The organism is Pseudomonas sp. BIGb0381, assembly GCF_024809815.1.
GTDB lineage: Bacteria > Pseudomonadota > Gammaproteobacteria > Pseudomonadales > Pseudomonadaceae > Aquipseudomonas.
Map to the genome: position 1 here is coordinate 312,047 of NZ_JANUEN010000006.1, position 20,555 is coordinate 332,601.

A 20,555-nucleotide genomic window follows, 5' to 3' on the forward strand; every position below is an offset into this window, starting at 1 on the left:
AGGAGCCCCAGAATGTCCGTTCCAAAGACGATGTTTCAACTCAGCGGTCGTGGTTACGCAGCTGCCAACCTTGGCCATGCGACCCTCGTGATCATCGACGCCCAAAAGGAATACCTCAGTGGCCCGCTCGCCCTCTCCGGCATGGACGCGGCGGTCGGCAATATCAAGCAACTGGTCGCCGCTGCGCGCAACGCCGGACGCCCGATCGTGCATGTGCGTCACCTCGGTACCGTGGGCGGCCTGTTTGACCCGCAGGGCGAGCGTGGTGAGTTCATCCCCGGCCTCGAACCTCAAGGTGACGAAACCATCATCGGCAAGCTGCTGCCCAGCGCCTTCCACGGCACCGGCCTGGAAAAACACCTGCAGGACCTCGGCTCCCTGGACCTGATCGTCTGCGGCTTCATGAGCCATTCCAGCGTCAGCACCACCGTACGCGCTGCCAAGAACCTGGGCTTTCGCTGCACCCTGGTGGAAGACGCCTGCGCCACCCGCGACCTGCCCTACAAGGGCGGCATCCTGAGCGCCGAGCATGTGCAGCAGACCGAGATGGCCATCATGGCTGACAACTTCGCCACCCTCGCCCTGACTAAAGATCTGATCTGATCGTGCTTCTGATGAGCGGTGCGGCCTGTTGATGGCCCCGCTCATCTGCAAATGCCTGTCATTTGCTGCAATTACCTCTGGCACAGGAACAACCTGTGTAACTTCCGGTCGAAGGGCCGATACCCTGGAGGAAAGGTCGGAATGAAGATATCCGATGGTTTTGACGCTCGTCGCTTGCGCCCCAAGGGCCCGAGCAACTGGCGTCTGCGCTTGGTGGCCGGCATTGCCGCGCTGCTGGCGGTAGTAGGTTTGCTGTTGACCGGCGCTGGTGGCGCCGGTTTGTTTGGCCACTCGCCGGCCCTTGGTGAACTGAATGCCAGCCCCGGCGGTTCGGCGCTTCTGGCGGTGATCGGGTTGCTGGTGCTGTGGCTGGGCGTCTGGTTGTGGCGACGCAGCCGTCGGAAGATGCGCCAGCCTTTGTCACTGAACATCGCTTCGCACCTGATGAAAAAGCACGACTGATGGCGCTTGGATAGCGTTTCCTGCGCCCCGGCCGCCGCGATTTAGGTAAACTGCCCGCCCTTCGCGGAGGCTGACATGCAAGACGACGATTTTTCCCTGTTCAAAAACGAGCTGCGCGGCGTCAAGCCGATCAAGCACGACCGCGCCGACACCGGCAAACCCAAGGCCGACCGCGCGCAGATCGCCAAATTGCGCCAGGCCGCGACCGTGCGCACCGACGCCACTACCGTCGATGGCCTGTCGGACCAGTTCGTGATTGACGTCGGCCCTGAAGACGAACTGATGTGGGCCCGCGACGGCGTGCAGGAAAGCCAGATGCGCAAGCTCAAGGTTGGTCAGATCCCGTTCGAAGGCAGCCTCGACTTGCACGGCATGAACGTGGAAAAAGCCCGGGAAACCCTGTGGGCCTTCCTCGCCGAAGCCACCAAGTTCGAAATCCGCTGCGTGCGCGTCACCCATGGCAAGGCCGTGCGGTTGGACGGCAAGCGGCCGATGATCAAGAGCCACGTCAACACCTGGCTGCGCCAGCATGCCCAGGTGCTCGGCTTTACCTCGTGCCAGGCACGCCACGGTGGGGCGGGGGCGGTGTATGTGATGCTCAAGCGCACGATGATGGAAGGGCGCGACGAGTAACAAGTGCCATCGTCAGGCTTGCAGCGATGTGTCGGCCACCGTAACCTTGCGCTTTGCGAAAATCCCACAGGTAGTTTCATGTCCCTGGAACAGAATTACACCGCGATCCTCGGCCAACTCGGCGAGGACGTTTCCCGCGAGGGCCTGCTCGACACGCCTAAGCGTGCCGCCAAGGCGATGCAGTACCTTTGCCGCGGCTATGAACAGACACTCGAAGAAGTCACCAACGGTGCCTTGTTCAGCTCCGACAACAGCGAAATGGTGCTGGTCAAGGACATCGAGTTGTACTCGTTGTGCGAACACCACCTGCTGCCGTTTATCGGCAAGGCGCATGTGGCGTATATCCCGAGCGGCAAAGTGCTGGGCCTGTCGAAGGTCGCGCGGATTGTCGACATGTATGCGCGCCGCCTGCAGATCCAGGAAAACCTCAGCCGCCAGATCGCCGACGCGGTGATGCAAGTGACCGGCGCCCTGGGCGTGGCCGTGGTGATCGAAGCCAAGCACATGTGCATGATGATGCGCGGTGTGGAGAAACAGAATTCGTCGATGATCACGTCGGTGATGCTGGGTGAGTTCCGCGAAAATGCGGCCACCCGCAGCGAATTCCTAAGCCTGATCAAGTAATAGGCTGCGTAGAAAAACACCGGCGTTCATCGCCGGTTTTTTTTCGCCTGCAGAATTAAGGTAAGCTGCGGCCCCTTCTTCATGGGCAAGAGGTTTCAGCCATGTTCGTCAAAGCACTTCGAGTGGGCCTCGGCCACGTCATCATCGCCGGCGACTTACTTACCCGTCCGCGCAAAAAGCAGCGCCCTGCCGAACAACAGGCGCAGGTGAACGCAGCGGCCAAGGACCTGACCCTGTATCAATTCCACGCCTGCCCGTTCTGCGTGAAGACCCGCCGCACCCTGCACCGCCTGAATGTGCCGGTGGCGCTGAAGGATGCGAAGAACAACGAGCAGGACCGCCAGACCCTGCTGGAGCAAGGCGGCAAGATCAAGGTGCCGTGCCTGCGCATCGAAGAGAATGGCCAGACCACCTGGATGTATGACTCCAAAGTGATCATCGATTACCTGGACAAGCGTTTCGCTGCGGTCTGACAGACCTGCTGAGATCCAATGTGGGAGGGAGCTTGCTCCCTCCCACATTCAGTTCGGTGTTGGCAAATCCAGGTCCAACTCAAGCAGCGCCGAGCCGAGGCACTTGCCATGGGCATCCAGCGCCAGCGAACGGGTTACGCCGCCGCGCAATATCCCCGGCAGTACGAAGTTCAGCGCTTGCACGTTGGGCAGTTCATAACGCCGTACCGGCGCAGCGCCAGGCTCCAGCAAGCCTGCAAAAAACTCGGCCACGCGCTCGGCCGTGAGCTGCTCACGCAGCAACGGATAATCCTCGACGCGATAGGCAATAATCGAGATGTTCGAGGTGTCGCCCTTATCGCCGGTACGGGAATGGGCCAGCGTGTGCAGTTTCATGCTTCGATCCTCGGGTTGACCGCGTCACGGGGCAGCAGCAACGACACCACCGCCACCACCTGCCGTACGCTTTTACTCGCACCGCCGCCACCGGACGGGCCGTTGGTGTAAAGGGTTTCCACTTCATTGCCGACCCGCACCGCTTCGCTGCGGTCTTCACAGCGGGCAGCCACGCGCACGCGTACTTCCCAGGGCTCTATGCTGCTGCGTGGACCGTGCAGCGAGTCCATGCCGATCAGTTCGGCGCGTACGTCCTGCATCTTCACGCCCATCAGTTCCAAACGCTTGAGTACGACATCCCGCGCCAGCTGCGCCCGTGCGACCGCGCCGGGGCCGCCGTAGGACATCTGCCCTTCGCCAATCCAGCCATCCAGGTAACCGACGCTGACCTTCAACTGCTCCGGCCGTGCGCGACCACTCGCCCCCTGGGCGCGCACGCGATCAACAGCTTCTTCGACAAACCCCACCTGGGAGAAGTCGGCCGTCACGTCAGGCGTCAAATACGCCGCAGGGTCATGCACTTCGTAGATCAGTTGTTCTGTGCAAGTGGCACGGCTGACCCGCCCACCGGAGCCTGCAACCTTGGTAATCACGGCCTCACCGGCAGCATCGATCTCGGCCAACGGGAAACCCAGGCGCGCAAGATCGTCCACGTCCTTGAAACCGGGATCGGCAAAATAACCACCGCTGACCTGCCCGGCACACTCCAGCAAATGCCCGACCAACGTGCCGCGCCCCAGGCGCTGCCAGTCGTCCGCCGCCCAGCCGAACTCAAACACCTGCGGGGCGAGGAACAGCGACGGGTCGGCCACTCGCCCGGTGATCACCACATCAGCGTCGGCGCGCAAGGCCTCAAGAATGCCGTCAACGCCCAGGTAGGCATTCGCGGAAATCAGGCGCTTGCCAAGTGACCCCACGGTCTGGCCGTTATCCAGCAATTGCTCGGGCCGCAAGACCTCCAACACATCATCGCCCACCACGGCCACAACCTTGAGGGGCAGGCCCAGCTCCGTGGCGATACGGCGCACCTCAACGGCGGCCGACACCGGGTTGGCCGCGCCCATATTGGTGATCACCCGCAGGCGGCGGCGCCCTTCATGGCGGCCGACGTAAGGCAACACACGCTGCATACGCTCACTGAGCAGCGGGTCATAACCACACTGTGGGTCGCTGATTCGCGCCTGCTGCGCCAGGGCGATGGTACGTTCGGCCAGGCACTCGAACACCAGGTAATCCAGGTCGCCCCGCTCGGCCAATTCCACGGCAGGTTCGATCCGGTCGCCGGAATAGCCGGCGCCGGAACCGATGCGCAAGGTTTTCATATCAAATCACTCCCAGGAGCAACGCGGTCAGGGTCATCAACACCGACGCGGCAAACAGAAAAGGGATGGTAAAGCGCTGGTGATCGGCCAATTCGATCTTGCACAGGCCCACCAACAGGAAGGTCGCCGGGGTCAGCGGGCTGACCGGGAAACCGGTGGTGTGTACACCCAGCAACGAGGCCTGGGCCACTTGCAGTGGGTCGACGCCCAGCGCTTTGCCGACTTCGGCGATCACCGGCATCACGCCGAAATAGTAGGAGTCGGGGTCGAACAGCATGCTCAGCGGCATGGACAGGAAGCCCACCACCGCTGGGATCAGCTTGCCGTGGCCGGCCGGAATCTGCGCTACCGCCACTTCAGCGATGGCCTTGAGCATGCCCGTGCCTTGCATGATGCCGGTGAACACCCCGGCGGCGAGCAGGATACTGGCCATGGTCAGGGCGGTTTTCGCATGGGCATCGATGCGGGCGCGCTGGGCGTCCACGTTCGGATAGTTGATGCACAGCGCTACCACGGTGCCAAGCATGAACATCACCACCGGGTCGACCCAGCCGGCGATCATCACCACCATGACCAGCACGGTCAGGATCAGGTTGACCCAGAACAGGCGTGGGCGGCGCAGCTTGATGTCGTCGTCGCTGAGCACCCGTTGCGGCACGGCATCCACGCTGGAGCCGGCGCCCAGGCCCAGGCGTTTTTCTTCACGCCGGCCGAGCCACCACGCGCAGGCAAAGACGAAGATCAGGCCGACGATCTGCACCGGGATCAGCGGCTGGAACAGGTCCGCCACCGGTACGTGCAAGGCCGCCGAAGAGCGCAGCACCGGGCCGGTCCACGGCAGGAAGTTGACCCCGGCCGCCATCGCGCAGACACAGGCGAGGATGCGTTTGTCGATGCCCAGCCGCGTATACAACGGCAGCATCGCCGGCACCGTCACCAGAAAGGTCACCGCGCCAGAACCGTCCAGGTGCACCAGCAGGGCGAGGGTCGCGGTACCGACGACAATCCGTGTAGGACGCGTCCCTACCGTGCGCAGGATGCGATCAATGATGGGATCGAGCATGCCGGCGTCGGTCATGATCCCGAAAAACAGGATCGCGAACACAAACATGCCCACCACAGGGGCCACGTTCTTGATGCCGGTAATGATGAAGGCACTGGTTTGCAGGCCGAACCCACCGAGCAGCGCGGCGATAATCGGCAAGGCGATCAGGGCCACCAGTGGCGAGAGGCGTTTGCTCATGACGGCAGCAAGCAGGCACAGGATGGTAATGACACCCAGGGTAGCGAGCATGGGTTACTCCAGAGCGGCCTTGGTGGCCGGTTATTGTTTTCCCTGGAGTATTGGAAGCGCGTTAGTCTTTGTAAATTGGAATGTTCAGCCAGTCATATTCGTAAAAACAAAACGCTCGAGAAAAACAACAATGAAAAATTCGATCCAGCATATTCAAGCGTTCCTTGCGGTGGCCCGTACCGGCAGCTTTACCAAGGCCGCCCATGAGCTGCATCTTTCGCCTTCGGCACTCACCGTGCAGGTGCAACAACTCGAAGACTGGCTCGGCGTCGCCCTGCTCGACCGCAGCCCCCGGCATGTGAGCATCACCGCTGCCGGCCAGGACGCGCGCGGACCGATGGAAAAGCTGCTGCTGGACCTGGACAACATCGTCACCGGCTCCCGCGACCTCGCGGCCTTGCGCCGTGGCGTGGTCACCCTCGCGGCCCTGCCTTCGGTCTGCGCCGGCGCCCTGCCCCCGGCCCTGCGCCGGTTTCGCGAGCGTTTTTCCGGGATCGAGGTGCGTTTGCAGGACCTGGTGGCCCACCGTATTCATGCCCAGGTGCGCGCAGGCGAAGTGGATTTTGGTATTGGCGTACGGGCGCGGCTAAGCCATGGCCTGGAGTTCGCGCCGGTGCTGAACGATCGATTGTGTGCATTTGTGCCGCTGGATCACCCCCTCGCCCACCATCGCCAATTGACCCTGGAGCAACTGGCGGACCAACCGATCATCCTCACCGGCCGCGACAGCAGCGTGCGCGAGCAGGTGGACGCGTTGTTTGATGAAACGCGGCTGACGATGAATGCCGGGATGGAGGCCAACTACATGTCGACGGTGCTGGCGTTGGTGCGCCAGGGCCTGGGGATCAGTGTGCTGCCGGAGTCGGCGGCGGACAGCCTGGCGGGGTTGAAGCGCATCGACATTGACCATCCTGGGGTGAACCGGGAGATCGGGTTGATCAGTCGCAGCGGCATGGGCCTGAGCCCGGCTGCGCAGCGCTGTTTTGACCTGCTGAATGATGAATTATCTGACACGACATCGAGCTGAATGTGGGAGGGGGCAAGTCGAATCGTCGCACCGCCCTCCCACATTTTTTGACCGCGGTGATCAGTCGAGCATCGCCACATGCTTGGGATGGCTGGCCACTCGCTTCAACCACGCCTGCACCGCGGGGTAAGGCGCCAGGTCAAAACCCCCTTCATGGGCCACATGGGTGTAGGCATACAGCGCAATATCGGCAATCGAATACTGGTCGCCCACCAGGTAAGGCGTGGCCTGCAACTGACGCTCCATCACCCGCAAGGCCTTGTAACCGCCCTTGTGGGTGGTCTTGTATTCCTCCAGGCGATCTTCCGGCATGTTCAGGTAAAACTGGATAAACCGCGCCACTGCAATGTACGGCTCGTGGCTGTACTGCTCGAAGAACTGCCATTGCAGCACTTGGGTGCGCAGGCGAGGCTCGGTAGGCAGGAACTCGCTGCCATCGGCAAGGAAGTTGAGGATCGCGTTGGACTCCCACAGGCAGGTACCGTCTTCCAGTTCCAGCACCGGGATCTTACCGTTGGGGTTCTTGGCCAGGAACTCAGGGGTCTCGGTATCGCCGTTGAGGATGTCGATATCCACCCATTGATACGGGATGCCCAGCAGGTTGAGCATCAATTTGACCTTGTAGCAGTTGCCCGACTTGTAATCGCCATAAACCTTGTACATGGGGCTCCCCTTATGCCGCTTGCGCGTGCTGTGCTTGACGGACCACCGCGGCCAGGCGTTTGAGCCCTTCGTCCAGGCGGGCCGGGTCGATGTGGCTGAAGTTGAGTCGCAGTGAGCCTAAATGCTGGTCCGGCTCGGAAAAGAACGGTTCACCGGGCATGAACGCGACGTCCTGATCGAGCGCAGGAGCCAACAAGGTGCGGGTATCGAGCGGCTGTTTCAAGGTCAGCCAGAAGAATAATCCGCCCTGGGGCACTTGCCAGTCGGCCAGATCGGCGAAGTGACGCGCCAATGCAACCTGGAATGCATCGCGGCGCTCGCGGTAGAAACTGCGCAGTTCCACCAAGTGCTGCTGGTATTTCTGCGTGCCGATCCACTGCATGGCCTGCCACTGGCCGACGCGATTGGTGTGCAGGTCCGCCGACTGCTTGAGCTTGAGCAAGTGCGGGAACAGGTCGGGGCTGGCGATCAGGTAGCCCACGCGCAGGCCGGGCAGCAGGGTCTTGGAGACCGTGCCGGTGTAGATCCAGCTGGCTTTTTTCAAGCGGCCGACGATGGGCTGCGCACTGCCGCCGTCGAAGGTCAGCTCGCGATAGGGTTCGTCTTCGATCAGGGTCACGCCGAACTCGTCGAGCAAGGCGGCGACGGCCTCGCGCTTGGCTTCGCTGTAGCGCACGGCCGAAGGGTTCTGGAAGGTCGGGATCAGGTAGATGAACGCCGGGCGATGGCGCTCGAGGTTGGCGCGCAGGCTGGGCAGGTTGGGGCCATCGGCTTCCAGTTGCACGGTGAGACAGTCGGCGCCGAACAGCTGGAAGATCTGCAACGCAGCGAGGTAAGTCGGGCCTTCCAGCAGGATCTGGGTGCCTTTGTCGATATACAGCTTGGCCGCCAGGTCCAGGGTTTGCTGGGAACCGCTGACCACCAGCACCTGGCTGGCCTGGCACGGCACACCCAACGCACGCGCCTCGGCGGCGAGCAGTTCGCGCAACTGCGGCTCACCTTCGCTCATGCCGTATTGGCCGATATTCAGCGGCATATCATCCCAGTCCAGCGCGGGCAGCATGGCTTCGGCCGGCAGGCCACCGGCAAACGACATCACTTCCGGGCGCTGGGCGGCCGCGAGGATTTCACGGATCAAGGAGCTTTTGAGGCGCGTAACACGTTCAGAGAAGGCCATAAGGTCACCGCTAGCGAAGCCTGTGGGAAATACGTCAAACTGGTTGACCGAAATTACGTCAGCTTGAGTGGATACGTCAACATGCTTGACCTTAAAAACCAAAACAGCCAGCAACAAGCCATGGAAGCGTTCTTCTTCGGTTACCAGGCGTTCACTGCCAAGGCCGATGAAATGCTCGAGCGCCGTGGGCTGAGCCGGGTGCACCAGCGCATCGTGTTTTTTATCGCGCGCTACCCGGCGTTGAGCGTCAAGGAACTGCTGGAATTGCTCGGTGTGAGCAAGCAGGCGCTGAACATGCCGCTACGCCAATTGCAGGAAATGCACCTGGTGGACAGCGTTGCGTCGGAGACCGACAAGCGCAAACGCCTGCTGGAATTGACCGAGGAAGGCCTGCGTTTCGAGCAGTCGCTGCGCCGTGAACAGGTGAAGTTGTTGCGGCGCGCCTTCGCCGAAGCTGGGGAAGAAGCGGTGACGGGCTGGCTGGCGGTGAATCAGGCACTTGCAGGCCAGCCTTGATCCCGGTGGCGAGTGAGCGTTGCCTTTCATCCTTTTCACACAGAAAATAGAAAACATTATTTGCTTTCTTTGTATACAAAAGCATAATTCGCTTCGTGCGAGTTCCTGACCTATCAGTCAACAAAACCCGCCGGTACCTCACAGCGCACCGCGCTGGACATAACAATAAAATGCTTGAGGAGTACTCGCTGTGGATAGCCGCAAATCCGAAGCCCCGACGCTGGACCTTGCCCCCTCACAGAACGGCTTGCTGGAACGCCTGTTCAAACTGCGCTTGCATGGCACCACAGTGAAGACCGAGCTGATCGCCGGCCTCACCACCTTCATCACCATGGCCTACATCATCTTCGTCAACCCCAATATCATGGCCGACGCCGGCATCGATCACGGCGCTGCGTTCGTCGCCACCTGCATCGCCGCCGCGCTGGGGTGCCTTTTGATGGGCCTGTACGCCAACTGGCCGGTGGGCCTGGCGCCGGGCATGGGGCTGAATGCGTTTTTCACCTACACCGTGGTCGGCACCATGGGCTACCACTGGGAAACCGCGCTGGGTGCGGTGTTTATTTCCGGGGTGCTGTTCATGGGCCTGACGCTCTCCCGGGTGCGCGAATGGCTGCTCAACAGCATTCCGGTGAGCCTGCGCCACGCCATGGGCGCCGGCGTCGGGTTGTTCCTCGGGGTGATCGGCCTGAAAACCGCTGGCATTATCGTCGACAGCCCGGCCACGCTGATCAAGCTCGGTTCGCTGCACGAGCCGGCGCCGCTGCTGGCGGCGGTGTGTTTCCTGCTGATCGCGATCCTCAGCTACCACCGGGTGTTCGGCGCGATCCTCATCAGCATCATCGCCGTGACCCTGGCCGGCTGGGGTCTCGACCTGGTGCACTACAACGGCATTCTCTCCACGCCACCGAGCCTGGCGCCGACCTGGATGGCCATGGACATAAAAGGTGTATTCAATGTCAGCATGATCAGCGTTGTATTTGCCTTCCTGTTTGTGCACATGTTTGACACTGCGGGTACACTGATGGGCGTTGCGCAACGCGCCGGGTTGGTCAACGCCGACGGCAAGATCGATAACCTGTCCCGCGCCCTGAAGGCCGACAGCGCTTCGAGTGTGTTCGGCGCCATGGTGGGTGTGCCGCCGGTGACCAGCTACGTGGAAAGCGCTGCCGGAGTTGCCGCCGGGGGCCGTACCGGGTTGACGGCGGTAACGGTCGGCGTGTTGTTTGTAGCGGCGATGTTTTTCGCGCCGCTGGCGGGGATGATTCCGGCCTATGCCACCGCAGGCGCGCTGATCTACGTGGCGATGCTGATGATGGCGAGCATGGCCCACATCAATTGGGATGAGGCCACCGACAGCATCCCGGCCATCGTGACCGCGATCATGATGCCCCTGACCTTCTCGGTCGCTGACGGTATCGCCCTGGGCTTTATCACCTATGTGGCGCTCAAGGCCGGTACCGGCAAGTACCGCGAGATTTCCGTAAGCCTGTGGGTGTTGGGCGCGATCTTTATCGCCAAGTTCGTCTTTCTATAGAAAAGGAGCATGCAATGAGTCTGGAAACCTGGCTGCTGTTCAGCGGCGCTGCGCTGGTGGTGATCCTGATCCCGGGGCCGCTGTCGTTGCTGATGATCAGCAACAGCCTGAACTACGGCCTGCGCCGCTCCTACCCGGCGTTTCTCGGCGGAGTGATCGCCTCGATCTGCCTGCTGAGCGCGTCGGCCCTGGGCCTGGGCGCATTGCTGCTCGCTTCGGAACAACTCTTCAGCGCGTTGAAGATTGTCGGTGCGCTGTACCTGTTCTACCTCGCCTGGCAGAGCTGGCAGCAATCGCGCCTGCCGTCCCAGGGCGCGAAGGTTCCGGAAGCGGCCACGGTGCCGCGTTTTCGCGCGCTGTTCGGTCGCGCCTTTGTACTGGGGGCCAGCAATCCCAAGGACATCCTGTTTTTCGCCGCCTTCCTGCCGCAATTCCTCAGTAGCCAGCAACCCTTCCTGCCGCAATTGCTGATCATGATCGCCACCTGGACCCTGCTCGACCTGCTGTGCAAGCTGGCCTATGGCCTGGGCGCCCATGGGGCTGCGCGGTACCTGCGCAGCGGTTCGGGCCAGAGCTGGTTCAACCGTGTCAGTGCCGCCCTGTTCGGCTGTGCCGGCGTTGTCTCGCTGATCAAAGTCAGAGCGGGTTCACTTTGACAAAGTAAACCGTGGGCGGCACGTTCCCCAGGCTGGGCCATTGAACGCCGGTGACGATCCGGACCAGGCGTTGTTCATCCAGAGCCCCCTGGACCGTCGCGGCCAGCACGGAATCCTTATGGGATTGGATTGCCGTGTTGAGCCACTTATCCGAGAGTTTCGTTTTCAACTGAATGGCCCCTCGCTCAAGCCATTGGTAAGTCATGTAGTACAGATGGTTCGAACGGGGATGAGTCGCTATCAATTCATTAGGGCGTATCGTTCCGCGCCGCACCTGCCATTCGTGAAGACTGAAGCCCTGCCCTTCCAGCACGGCCTTGACTGCCGCCTGCTGCGCGGTACTGCGCTGCGGCGCGAGTTGCTTGCTCTCGGTTCTGAGCCTCGGCTCCAACGTTACATCCGGCCTGAAATCGACACGGGTAAAGCCGGGCGCCTTGCCTTCGTAACCGATAAGTAAATTGGCGCCCCTCCTTTCAGTGGGCCGCAACAACTTCAGTAAATCATCCGTCTGACCAAGCCTCACGGGGTTTGGGGTCAACCAGTCGTCCAGCGTTGCACGCAGGTTAAGCAAATGACTGGCCGTTACCGAGCGAGAAGCGTCTGCCAACTCAATGACCCTTGCGAGCGCAAACTCCCGGCTCTTGCTGGTCATGGTCGGAAAAGCCCTGCCGATCAGTGGCTCGAGCGGCCCATCGAAGAGCGGCGCATGCAACTGCCATTGACCCGATGAAGTGCGCGAGACCGGAATCGGCTGCTCTCCAAGCGCTGTACCTGTCCAACGCTCGATGTCTACGTGAGCCTTTGAAACCAGCGGTTCGTTCCTGGCGATAAACGCGATGTTGTCCAACGGCGCATGCTCGCCTTGGTGCAGCAACCGGTAATAGCCGATCCCCGAGTGCGTTGGCGTGTCATACCTCGGCCCCACGTAGATGGCATCGTAGGGAAACCCTGGAGCTTCCTGATGAAGATGAAACACACCGTAAGCCGAGCTACCCAACGATTGATTCTCGGGCACCTGGATTCGCCAGTCGGACCAATAATTGGCGGGCGCGGATGACTGGCGAATGCGATTTTCCGTCGCATTGCGCGCAATGGGGGGGTGCCAGTCCGCCGGCTGGGCGAGCGCTCGCAACGGGCTCAGTACCCCCGAACTCGGTCCAGCCACGGGTGCATCTGCCCCAAGCAGCCATTCACCGGGGGAATAAATCGTCAGAATCAGCTCATCCGCCCCCGGTGTCGTCTTGTTCTTCAGGCGAAAGAACCCCTCATCGCCACGGCGGTATACCGGAAAGTGATGCGTACCTTCGACAATGAAATGCTCGCCGCGCGCAACGTAAAGGCCCTGCTCGCCCAGCCCGTTCAACGCGACGGCGTCCGCTGGCACACCCTGGCCCCTGAAGCCCTCCACGGGCTTGAGCCGGGTGACCATCGATGGCGACTTGGGCAGGCGGGAAACCCGGCCGGGCTGGATGGCCGCCGAGCGGTGGATACGATTCAAGCCGACATCGAGCGAACGCCGCCATGGACGAACCACAGCGCCCGGCTTCGGTTTGGGGCCGGGAACGAAGGTCAGCAAAAGCTCTATGCTCAAGAACAGCGTGCCGAAAGCCACATCTACCGCGTCGCGACCCTCACCACTGTGGTGATAACGCCGCGAGGTCAGTAGCAACTCATACAACTGGTTAACCAACCCGAACAGGGGGGAAAAAACAGATACCAATGCGCGCCGGCGGGTATCCTTTTCCTCTTCCAGCCGCAGCTCTCGGTACTTTTCCAGGGTCTTGCCGGAATTGCTGTTGGCCTGGGCCTGATGGTGCTGGTCCAGTACCCGTGCGTGATACAACAAGGCCCTGGCATCGCAGTGTGAGGTAGGCACCAGGGCCAGCCAGTTCAGGGAATCGCTGGCAATCTGCTCATGGATCTGTTTTTCGATCTCCTCGACAAGCGCAGTGGGCAACCGGTGTTTAATGGTGAATGAGCGCACGAACTCGGCGCCGCGCCAGACGCCGTGCGACATCGCATATTCAGGGCTTAGAAAGGCCAGGCCGAACGATACCGGCGCCCCGCCCAGTGGGCCGGGATGATGAGTAATGGCTTCAAACGCCCAGCCGGGCGCGACATGACGGGCCAGTGCCGCGACATTATCAGGCCGCGCGCCCATGCTGTTCAGGTACTCTCTGGCGTGCTGCAGGCTGACATGCTCCGTGAGGTTGACGGTATCCGGCGCAGTCGGCCAGTAGACCACGCAGAGCAGGGAAGACAGGTCGTGGATCACCAGGATTCCGCCGATGTAGCGATCGTGCTGCAGGGTGTGGCCCACCAGATGAACCACGTAGAGTTGCAATTGATGGCCGTTTTTACGCAGGTGTTCGGGAGTTTCCGCTGCCATCGCGGTATTGAAAAGGCTCTGCGCACTCGCTGTCAGCCCCTGTTGAATCGCCGAATACAGATGAACATCGGTGCCGGTCAGCAAAGCGCGCTGGAGCAATTGTGGGACACGCGCGTCACCGTCACTGGACTCACCAGCAGGCGGCGGATAAAAGACCTTGTTGATCAACGCCTCGTAGCGGCCTCCTACATCCAGCGACGACACCATGTTGACCAGATAATGTGTGCCCAGCAGCTGTTTCCAGGCCGCCTGCAGATAGCGCCCGTAGCGGAAACGCCACCAGGTGGGCATCATTTGTGGGTCCAGGTTATGCAGCACCAATTGCAGCAGGCTGAAGGATCTGCGCTGCGTGCTGGGGGTCAGGATCTCGTTGCGGTCCCCCACCGGACAGGCGCTATCCCATCCGCAGAACCGTCCATCGACCTGGTCCGGCAGCTCGATAAAGGGGGTGTCGATGTCCAGTTTCGGATACAGGCCATCCTCGCGCAGGCGGGCGACCAAGGCACTGCGGGCAAAGGTTTGCAGATCAGGCAAACGCCGCCTAAGGCCCTCTTCAAAAGCCCACGTATTGCCCAGGTAGCGGCTCTGCAAATGTTTGAAGCGGTTACGTTGGGCCACTGCCGCCTTGGCCAGCCACAGCGGCAACTTTTTTCTCGCACCTGCGGCTTTACGTACCAGGTCGAAATGCGCCCGTGCTTGAATCAGCGCAGCGTTGACGGGTGCGCTGAGGCCCTCCTCCAACTCGACCGCCAACAACAGGCGGCTCAGTTGGGCATCCTGGGTTTCGCTGAAAATACTCGCGCGGTCATCAATACTGCGTTGCAGGCTGACATACCCCTTGACCAGCCTTTTGAGCGCAAGCAGTACGGGATTGCCCTCGATGGGTTCGTACCCCACCACCAAGGTTTGACGGCCGACATACTCACGCACCGCGTTGCGATCCGGCCGATCGACATAGCGCCATAATATCGACTCATCCCGACTGCCGAGACTGGCCTTGATGCTGCGGGATAACGCCGCCAAGCGGCTAAAGGTGGCCACGCCGCCCTCCCGTCCGAAAGCGCAGAGCACCACAGGAGCCCGCTGCCCGTGATCACGGACCGCCGCTGCCCGGGTGACCGCAAACACGCTGTGCAGCGGGTACGTGGCGTCAGTCCCATTGCCCAGTCGCACGCCGAGCACGCGGCAGTCACTGCCCTGGCGCCTGCTGGCCAGCGGCTTGTCCAGCACCTCGACGAGCAGATTCAGAGCGTCGATGCCAATCAACCCGAGTCGGTGCTGTAACTGGATCGCGCAACGCAGCGTGTCAGTCCACGCGCGGATAACCGTGCCCAGGCGTCTCTGTTTTCCGTCGGGACGCGCTTTCCAGAAGGCCGCCTGGAACAGTTGCAACTGCGCATTTTTCAACAGCGCGCGCAGTGAGTCCGCCGGCCCCTTGCACTGCGCCTCAAGCGCCACGAAGTCTCGAAAGGCCTGCGGGTCGTCCAAAGGATCCTGCGGGTCGAGCAGCGACATCAGGCCTTGTTCATAACGCTTGAGCTGTTGCACTACGGTGTTCACCGCCAACGTGGGTGCGGTACTGGCGAAAATGATTTCCTCACGCCGCCGATGCGCATCCCAGCCCTGCAACTCACGGCGAATATTTCCCAGGCGAGCCTTGCCCACCCAGTGTTGCCTGCCGCGTTCTATGTAGGTGAGGAAAGGGGCTGCGTTGATCGTCGGTGGCAGGTGCCCGCTGGAAAACACCTGCGCGAGGTTGACCGACACCGCACAGGCCAACTCATTTTCCCATTGCCCCTCCAGCACCGCCTGCGCGCTGAACGTCAACGCATCGCCGCGCAACGCCAAGCCGCGAGCAGCCGCGAGGACAGCGGCGGGCCCGCACACCTCGTGCCGACGCCGCAGTGGCAGGCACTGCCAGAGGTCGTCGAACAGCGCGCCATTGATCAGCGCCACCAGGCCACACTGCATGCGAGCAAAGGATGGGTACTCGTAGAACGTGCGATTTGCGCCCGGGAGATACATCACATGGGGTGCCTCCGTCGGGTCGCCCTCACGATAGATATGCAGCGCTCCGGGAATCGGCATCAGCCGTGGCCCCATGCCGGGCCACATCAGCTCACACGCCTGGACGCTGGCTAACGGCCCGCCCGCGCGCTGACGGGCCTCGACCGTCGACGCGTCCACCACCGCCTGGACCATTAGCGCCCCGGCGCTCGAGAGCTCGTTCAATTGCCGCGCCACAAAGGCCTGGTCGGCGAACAGCTGCTTGTGCAGTTCAACCCAGCGCTCTTTGCGGGTCAGCCAGGAGCCCGGCTCCAATGCCTGCCAATACGCGCCCTGCACGTGGGTAAGCCGAGCCAGCAGATTCAGCGCAATGACCCGCCGCAACGCCTCCAGGGGGGTAAATGGCAAACGGCGGGACGGGTCGGCCTTGAGGCTGACGACCGTAAACTGATTGAGGTTGATCGGCACCGACGGCAAGACCAGCAGCCGTAACGCCCGGTCGGTCAAACTGTCGATCTTTTGTGCCGCGGCCGGCGGCTTGGGTTCGGTAAACAGCAGGGTATCGGGGTCCAGATCAAAGGCCTGGCGCAACTCGGCGCGGATTACTCGCAGCACCCTGGGAGCTCTAAGGATCAGTCGCGCCTGGCATTTCGCCGATTCGGCACAACGCAGGTCGACGGCGACAAGCCGATTGATCAAGAGGCTGGGATGAGGACTGGCGTTGATCCGCCGTGTCAGTTCGGTACGCATGGCCTGCAACGCATCGTTGTCAGGTACATCGGAATCGTCAGGTGAGGTCACGGCGGTATCTTCATCGAGGAAAACACCTAGCCTATGCAGCCCATCCCCTCAGGAGGCGCTAGATAATTGAACGCTCTGACATGCAAAAAAAAGCCCGCAGTGTGGGCGGGCGAAAAACCAACGAAGAGCTTTGGGGGTGTGAAGCGAGGTGACGGCTCAGCTACCGCGATAGGTGGAGTAGCTGTAAGGCGAAATCAGCAGGGGCACGTGGTAGTGATCCTGCTCGGCGCTGATGCCAAAGCGCAGCACCACGACGTCGAGGAAGGCCGGCTCCGGCAATTGCACGCCACGGGCGCGATAGTAGTCACCGGCGCTGAATTGCAATTGGTACACGCCACTGCGGTACGCTTCGCCTTGCAACAGCGGCGCGTCACAGCGCCCGTCGCTGTTGGTCACGGCGGTACTCACAAGCTCCAACTGCGCGCCTTCGACGCGGTACAGCTCAACCTGGATGGCGCTGCCGGGGCAGCCGTGGGCGGCGTCCAGCACGTGTGTGGTCAGTCGTCCCATGGGGCGGGGCTCCCTTGCATGAAGTGAAATAGGCTGCACCTATACGGGGCATGAAAAAGCCGTTGACGCATCGATTAAGACACTTTTAACAAAAATTGTACACAATAAAAATCACAAAGTTTTGCACACCCTGCGGCGGCTCAATCCTCTACGCGATTTCCCAGCAAGCCTTGCTTTTTAAAGACCTTTTGTCCGTTTGCTGACCAACTGGGCAAGTTTCTTGCAGTACTAAATTGAGCCAAGCACCTGGAAAAAATGCGGAAATGCAGACTTACAAAGTGAGCATTAAGTTGTATACAATCAGCCCATCGCTGTGACGCCACCCAGTCTTTCCGCTGGCCGCCACACACTTGCTACCACGAACAAGAAGGAAGACTGCAGTGAGCGCTGACTACCCACGCGACCTGATCGGTTACGGCAGTAACCCTCCTCACCCCCACTGGCCGGGCAACGCACGCATTGCGCTGTCTTTCGTACTCAACTACGAAGAAGGCGGCGAACGCAACATTTTGCATGGCGACAAAGAGTCCGAAGCCTTCCTCTCGGAAATGGTCTCGGCCCAGCCGCTGCAAGGCGAGCGCAACATGAGCATGGAGTCGCTGTACGAATACGGCAGCCGTGCCGGCGTGTGGCGCATCCTCAAGTTGTTCAAGGAATTCGACATTCCGCTGACCATCTTCGCCGTGGCCATGGCGGCCCAGCGCCATCCGGATGTGATCCGCGCCATGGTTGAAGCCGGCCACGAGATCTGCAGCCACGGCTACCGTTGGATCGACTACCAATACATGGACGAGGCCCAGGAGCGCGAGCATATGCTCGAAGCCATCCGCATCCTCACCGAACTGACCGGCGAACGCCCGTTGGGCTGGTACACCGGGCGCACCGGCCCCAACACGCGGCGGCTGGTAATGGAGGAAGGCGGCTTCCTCTACGACTGCGATACCTACGACGACGACCTGCCCTACTGGGAACCCAACACCCCCAACGGCAAGCCGCACCTGGTGATCCCCTACACCCTCGACACCAACGACATGCGCTTCACCCAGGTGCAGGGCTTCAACAAGGGCGATGACTTTTTCGAGTACCTCAAGGACGCTTTCGACGTGCTGTATGCCGAAGGCAGCGAGGCACCGAAAATGTTGTCCATCGGCCTGCACTGCCGCCTGATCGGCCGTCCGGCGCGCCTGGCCGCGTTGAAGCGCTTTATTGAATACGCCAGAGGCCACGAACAGGTGTGGTTCACCCGCCGCGTCGACATCGCCCGCCACTGGCATGACGTACACCCTTTTCAGGGAGCGGCCAAATGAGCACCTTCCAGACCCTGAAACCCTCGACCTTGAGCCGCGACGCCTTCGTCAACGCCTTCGCCGACATCTACGAACATTCGCCGTGGGTGGCCGAAAAGGCCTTCGACCTGGGCCAGGACGCCTCGATCGACCAGATCGAAACCCTGCACCAGCGCATGAGCGACATCTTGTTGAGCGCGGATCACACCAGTCAGTTGGCGTTGATCAACGCTCACCCGGACCTGGCCGGCAAAGCTGCCGTCCAGGGCCAACTCACCCAAGCCAGCACCGATGAGCAAGCTGGCGCGGGGATTCACCACTGCACGGCCGAAGAGTTCTCACGCTTCACCGAGCTGAACGATGCCTACAAGGCCAAGTTCAAGTTTCCCTTCATCATGGCGGTAAAAGGCAGCAACCGGCATCAGATCCTGGCCGCATTCGAAACGCGCATTCACAACTCGGTAGACGCTGAGTTCAACTGCGCACTGGCCGAGATCAACAAGATCGCGTTGTTCCGTTTACTGACCCTCTAAACGACCATCCCCAGCCACTCTATTTAAGGCAGACAAGAAGAATGAAAGCTTACGCCGTACCTTTCGAGAAGTTCGTCAACCTGGCCGACGCCCGCCTGGGCACCAAGATCATCTCCGTGACGGATGACTGGTTCGCCGACGCCAACCGCCTGTTCCAGCCGACCCCGGCCGTGTGGAAGGAGGGCGTTTTCGATGACAACGGCAAGTGGATGGACGGCTGGGAGTCACGCCGCAAGCGCTTCGAAGGCTACGACAGCGCAGTGATCCGACTGGGCGTACCGGGCTCGATCAAGGGCGTGGACATCGACACTTCATTCTTCACCGGCAACTACCCGCCGTCGGCCTCCCTGGAAGCCTGCTTCCTGGCCTCGGGCGAGCCTGACGACAATACCCAGTGGGTAGAAGTCCTGTCGGCCGTCGAGTTGCAAGGCAACAGCCACCACTACCACGAGATCAGCAACGACCAGGCGTTCAGCCACCTGCGTTTCAACATCTACCCGGATGGCGGCGTGGCCCGTCTGCGTGTGTACGGCGTGCCGTTCCGCGACTGGTCGGCAGTGGGCGACAACGAACAGATCGACCTGGCGGCAGCACTGAACGGTGGCCGCGCACTGGCGTGTTCCGACGAGCACTTCGGGCGCATGAGCAACATTCTCAACCCCGGCCGTGGCGTCAACATGGGTGATGGCTGGGAAACCGCCCGCCGTCGCACGCCAGGCAATGACTGGGTGATCGTCGCCCTGGGCCACCCCGGCGAAATCGAGAAAATCATCGTCGACACCCTGCACTTCAAGGGCAACTACCCGGACACCTGCTCGATCCAGGGCGCCTTCGTGAAGGGCGGCACCGACAGCCAGATCGAAACCCAATCGCTGTTCTGGCGCGAACTGCTGCCGGCACAGAAACTCGAGATGCACGCCGAACACACCTTCGCCGAGCAGATCAAGGCACTGGGCCCGATTACCCACATCCGCTTGAACGTGTTCCCGGATGGCGGTGTGAGCCGCCTGCGTGTACTGGGTAAAGTTTCGAAGTAAGCAGTGAATCCCTGTGGCGAGCGGGCTTGCCCCGCTCGCCACAGGAACTGAATGACACAACACAGAATTCGGATAAGAGACAGCCATGCGCACACTGATGATCGAACCCTTGACCAAAGAAGCCTTCGCCCCTTTCGGAGACGTTATCGAAACCGACGGCAGCGATCACTTCATGATCAACAACGGGTCGACCATGCGCTTTCACAAGCTGGCAACGGTAGAAACCGCACAGCCTGAAGACAACGCGATCATCAGCATCTTCCGCGCCGACGCGCTGGATATGCCGCTGACCGTGTGCATGCTGGAGAGACACCCGCTGGGCAGCCAGGCCTTCATTCCGCTGCTCGGCAACCCCTTTCTGATCGTGGTCGCGCCACTTGGCGATGCACCTGTATCAGGCTTGGTCCGCGCCTTCGTAACCAACGGCAGGCAGGGCATTAATTACCATCGCGGCGTCTGGCACCACCCGGTGCTGACGATCGAAAAGCGGGATGACTTCCTGGTGGTTGATCGCAGTGGCACAGGCAACAACTGCGATGAGCATTTTTTCAAAGAGGATGAGCGGTTGATCCTCGCCCCCCACCAATAAGAGAAGGCCGGATCACCCGACAACAAGGGTGACAGGCGAGA

General features: G+C 61.2%; 20 protein-coding genes. 13 read left to right on the plus strand and 7 right to left on the minus strand.

The window, feature by feature from the left end; genetic code table 11:
- Nucleotides 1-12: 12 nt before the first annotated feature.
- The 5 genes from M2397_RS18610 (at nt 13) to M2397_RS18630 (ending at nt 2,795) form a co-directional block, all read left to right on the plus strand.
- Nucleotides 13-603 (plus strand): cysteine hydrolase family protein, encoded by a 591-nt coding sequence (locus M2397_RS18610; RefSeq protein ID WP_065926616.1) that lies wholly within the window; start codon nt 13-15, stop codon nt 601-603.
- Between the two features lie 141 nt (nt 604-744).
- The gene (locus M2397_RS18615; protein ID WP_131700373.1) at nt 745-1,065 is read left to right on the plus strand and encodes a hypothetical protein; all 321 of its coding nucleotides are present in this window, start codon (nt 745-747) and stop codon (nt 1,063-1,065) included.
- 75 nt (nt 1,066-1,140) lie between these two features.
- Nucleotides 1,141-1,698, plus strand: coding sequence for a Smr/MutS family protein (locus tag M2397_RS18620; RefSeq protein ID WP_105162625.1), 558 nt, complete (start codon nt 1,141-1,143; stop codon nt 1,696-1,698).
- Nucleotides 1,699-1,776: 78 nt separating this feature from the next.
- On the plus strand, nt 1,777-2,322 hold the full coding sequence (gene folE / locus M2397_RS18625) for a GTP cyclohydrolase I FolE (RefSeq protein WP_003442011.1): 546 nt from the start codon (nt 1,777-1,779) through the stop codon (nt 2,320-2,322).
- Nucleotides 2,323-2,423: 101 nt separating this feature from the next.
- Nucleotides 2,424-2,795 carry a glutathione S-transferase N-terminal domain-containing protein gene (locus M2397_RS18630; protein WP_065926614.1) on the plus strand — a complete coding sequence of 124 codons (372 nt, stop codon included), beginning with the start codon at nt 2,424-2,426 and terminating at the stop codon, nt 2,793-2,795.
- 48 nt (nt 2,796-2,843) lie between these two features.
- Here the strand turns inward: M2397_RS18630 and M2397_RS18635 are convergent, their stop codons facing one another.
- Genes M2397_RS18635 through M2397_RS18645 form a run of 3 tightly spaced genes read right to left on the minus strand, consistent with a single transcriptional unit; the run spans nt 2,844 to nt 5,786 of the window.
- The gene (locus tag M2397_RS18635) at nt 2,844-3,170 is read right to left on the minus strand and encodes a hypothetical protein (protein WP_131700372.1); all 327 of its coding nucleotides are present in this window, start codon (nt 3,168-3,170) and stop codon (nt 2,844-2,846) included.
- Nucleotides 3,167-4,492, minus strand: coding sequence for an acyclic terpene utilization AtuA family protein (locus M2397_RS18640; protein ID WP_259244220.1), 1,326 nt, complete (start codon nt 4,490-4,492; stop codon nt 3,167-3,169). Before M2397_RS18640 ends, M2397_RS18635 begins: the two co-directional genes overlap by 4 nt.
- Before the next feature lies 1 nt (nt 4,493).
- Nucleotides 4,494-5,786 carry a CitMHS family transporter gene (locus M2397_RS18645; protein WP_065948608.1) on the minus strand — a complete coding sequence of 431 codons (1,293 nt, stop codon included), beginning with the start codon at nt 5,784-5,786 and terminating at the stop codon, nt 4,494-4,496.
- Nucleotides 5,787-5,916: 130 nt separating this feature from the next.
- Between M2397_RS18645 and M2397_RS18650 the strand changes: the two genes are divergently transcribed.
- Nucleotides 5,917-6,813 (plus strand): LysR family transcriptional regulator, encoded by an 897-nt coding sequence (locus M2397_RS18650; protein WP_259244221.1) that lies wholly within the window; start codon nt 5,917-5,919, stop codon nt 6,811-6,813.
- Nucleotides 6,814-6,873: 60 nt separating this feature from the next.
- Here M2397_RS18650 and M2397_RS18655 read toward each other — a convergent pair whose 3' ends face one another.
- Together M2397_RS18655 and M2397_RS18660 are read right to left on the minus strand one after the other, a co-directional pair.
- On the minus strand, nt 6,874-7,476 hold the full coding sequence (locus M2397_RS18655; RefSeq protein ID WP_131700368.1) for a glutathione S-transferase family protein: 603 nt from the start codon (nt 7,474-7,476) through the stop codon (nt 6,874-6,876).
- Nucleotides 7,477-7,486: 10 nt separating this feature from the next.
- Nucleotides 7,487-8,653 carry a PLP-dependent aminotransferase family protein gene (locus tag M2397_RS18660; RefSeq protein ID WP_131700367.1) on the minus strand — a complete coding sequence of 389 codons (1,167 nt, stop codon included), beginning with the start codon at nt 8,651-8,653 and terminating at the stop codon, nt 7,487-7,489.
- An 81-nt stretch (nt 8,654-8,734) separates the two neighbouring features.
- On the opposite strand from M2397_RS18660, the gene M2397_RS18665 reads away from it, so the two are divergent.
- The 3 genes from M2397_RS18665 to M2397_RS18675 all read left to right on the plus strand — a co-directional run bounded on the left by M2397_RS18665 (nt 8,735) and on the right by M2397_RS18675 (nt 11,362).
- Nucleotides 8,735-9,169: a MarR family winged helix-turn-helix transcriptional regulator gene (locus M2397_RS18665; RefSeq protein WP_145336495.1), complete on the plus strand. Its 435-nt coding sequence runs from the start codon at nt 8,735-8,737 to the stop codon at nt 9,167-9,169.
- 190 nt (nt 9,170-9,359) lie between these two features.
- Entirely contained in the window at nt 9,360-10,706 is a 1,347-nt protein-coding gene (locus M2397_RS18670; protein WP_259244222.1) for an NCS2 family permease, read from the plus strand.
- 14 nt (nt 10,707-10,720) lie between these two features.
- Nucleotides 10,721-11,362 carry a LysE family translocator gene (locus tag M2397_RS18675; protein ID WP_259244223.1) on the plus strand — a complete coding sequence of 214 codons (642 nt, stop codon included), beginning with the start codon at nt 10,721-10,723 and terminating at the stop codon, nt 11,360-11,362.
- On the opposite strand, the gene M2397_RS18680 is transcribed toward M2397_RS18675, so the two are convergent.
- Nucleotides 11,343-16,559, minus strand: coding sequence for a dermonecrotic toxin domain-containing protein (locus M2397_RS18680; protein WP_310521936.1), 5,217 nt, complete (start codon nt 16,557-16,559; stop codon nt 11,343-11,345). The genes M2397_RS18675 and M2397_RS18680 overlap by 20 nt on opposite strands.
- Nucleotides 16,560-16,715: 156 nt before the next feature.
- Nucleotides 16,716-17,069: a hydroxyisourate hydrolase gene (gene uraH / locus M2397_RS18685; protein WP_131700362.1), complete on the minus strand. Its 354-nt coding sequence runs from the start codon at nt 17,067-17,069 to the stop codon at nt 16,716-16,718.
- Nucleotides 17,070-17,449: 380 nt separating this feature from the next.
- Between uraH and puuE the strand changes: the two genes are divergently transcribed.
- From puuE to M2397_RS18705, 4 genes are all read left to right on the plus strand, one after another.
- Complete coding sequence (puuE, locus tag M2397_RS18690) at nt 17,450-18,376, plus strand: allantoinase PuuE (RefSeq protein WP_259244224.1); 927 nt, start codon at nt 17,450-17,452, stop codon at nt 18,374-18,376.
- Nucleotides 18,373-18,888, plus strand: coding sequence for a 2-oxo-4-hydroxy-4-carboxy-5-ureidoimidazoline decarboxylase (uraD, locus tag M2397_RS18695; protein WP_145336499.1), 516 nt, complete (start codon nt 18,373-18,375; stop codon nt 18,886-18,888). The genes puuE and uraD overlap by 4 nt, the downstream gene beginning before the upstream one ends.
- Nucleotides 18,889-18,929: 41 nt before the next feature.
- On the plus strand, nt 18,930-19,925 hold the full coding sequence (alc, locus tag M2397_RS18700) for an allantoicase (RefSeq protein ID WP_092486418.1): 996 nt from the start codon (nt 18,930-18,932) through the stop codon (nt 19,923-19,925).
- Between the two features lie 85 nt (nt 19,926-20,010).
- On the plus strand, nt 20,011-20,514 hold the full coding sequence (locus tag M2397_RS18705; protein WP_027603915.1) for an ureidoglycolate lyase: 504 nt from the start codon (nt 20,011-20,013) through the stop codon (nt 20,512-20,514).
- Nucleotides 20,515-20,555: the final 41 nt, after the last annotated feature.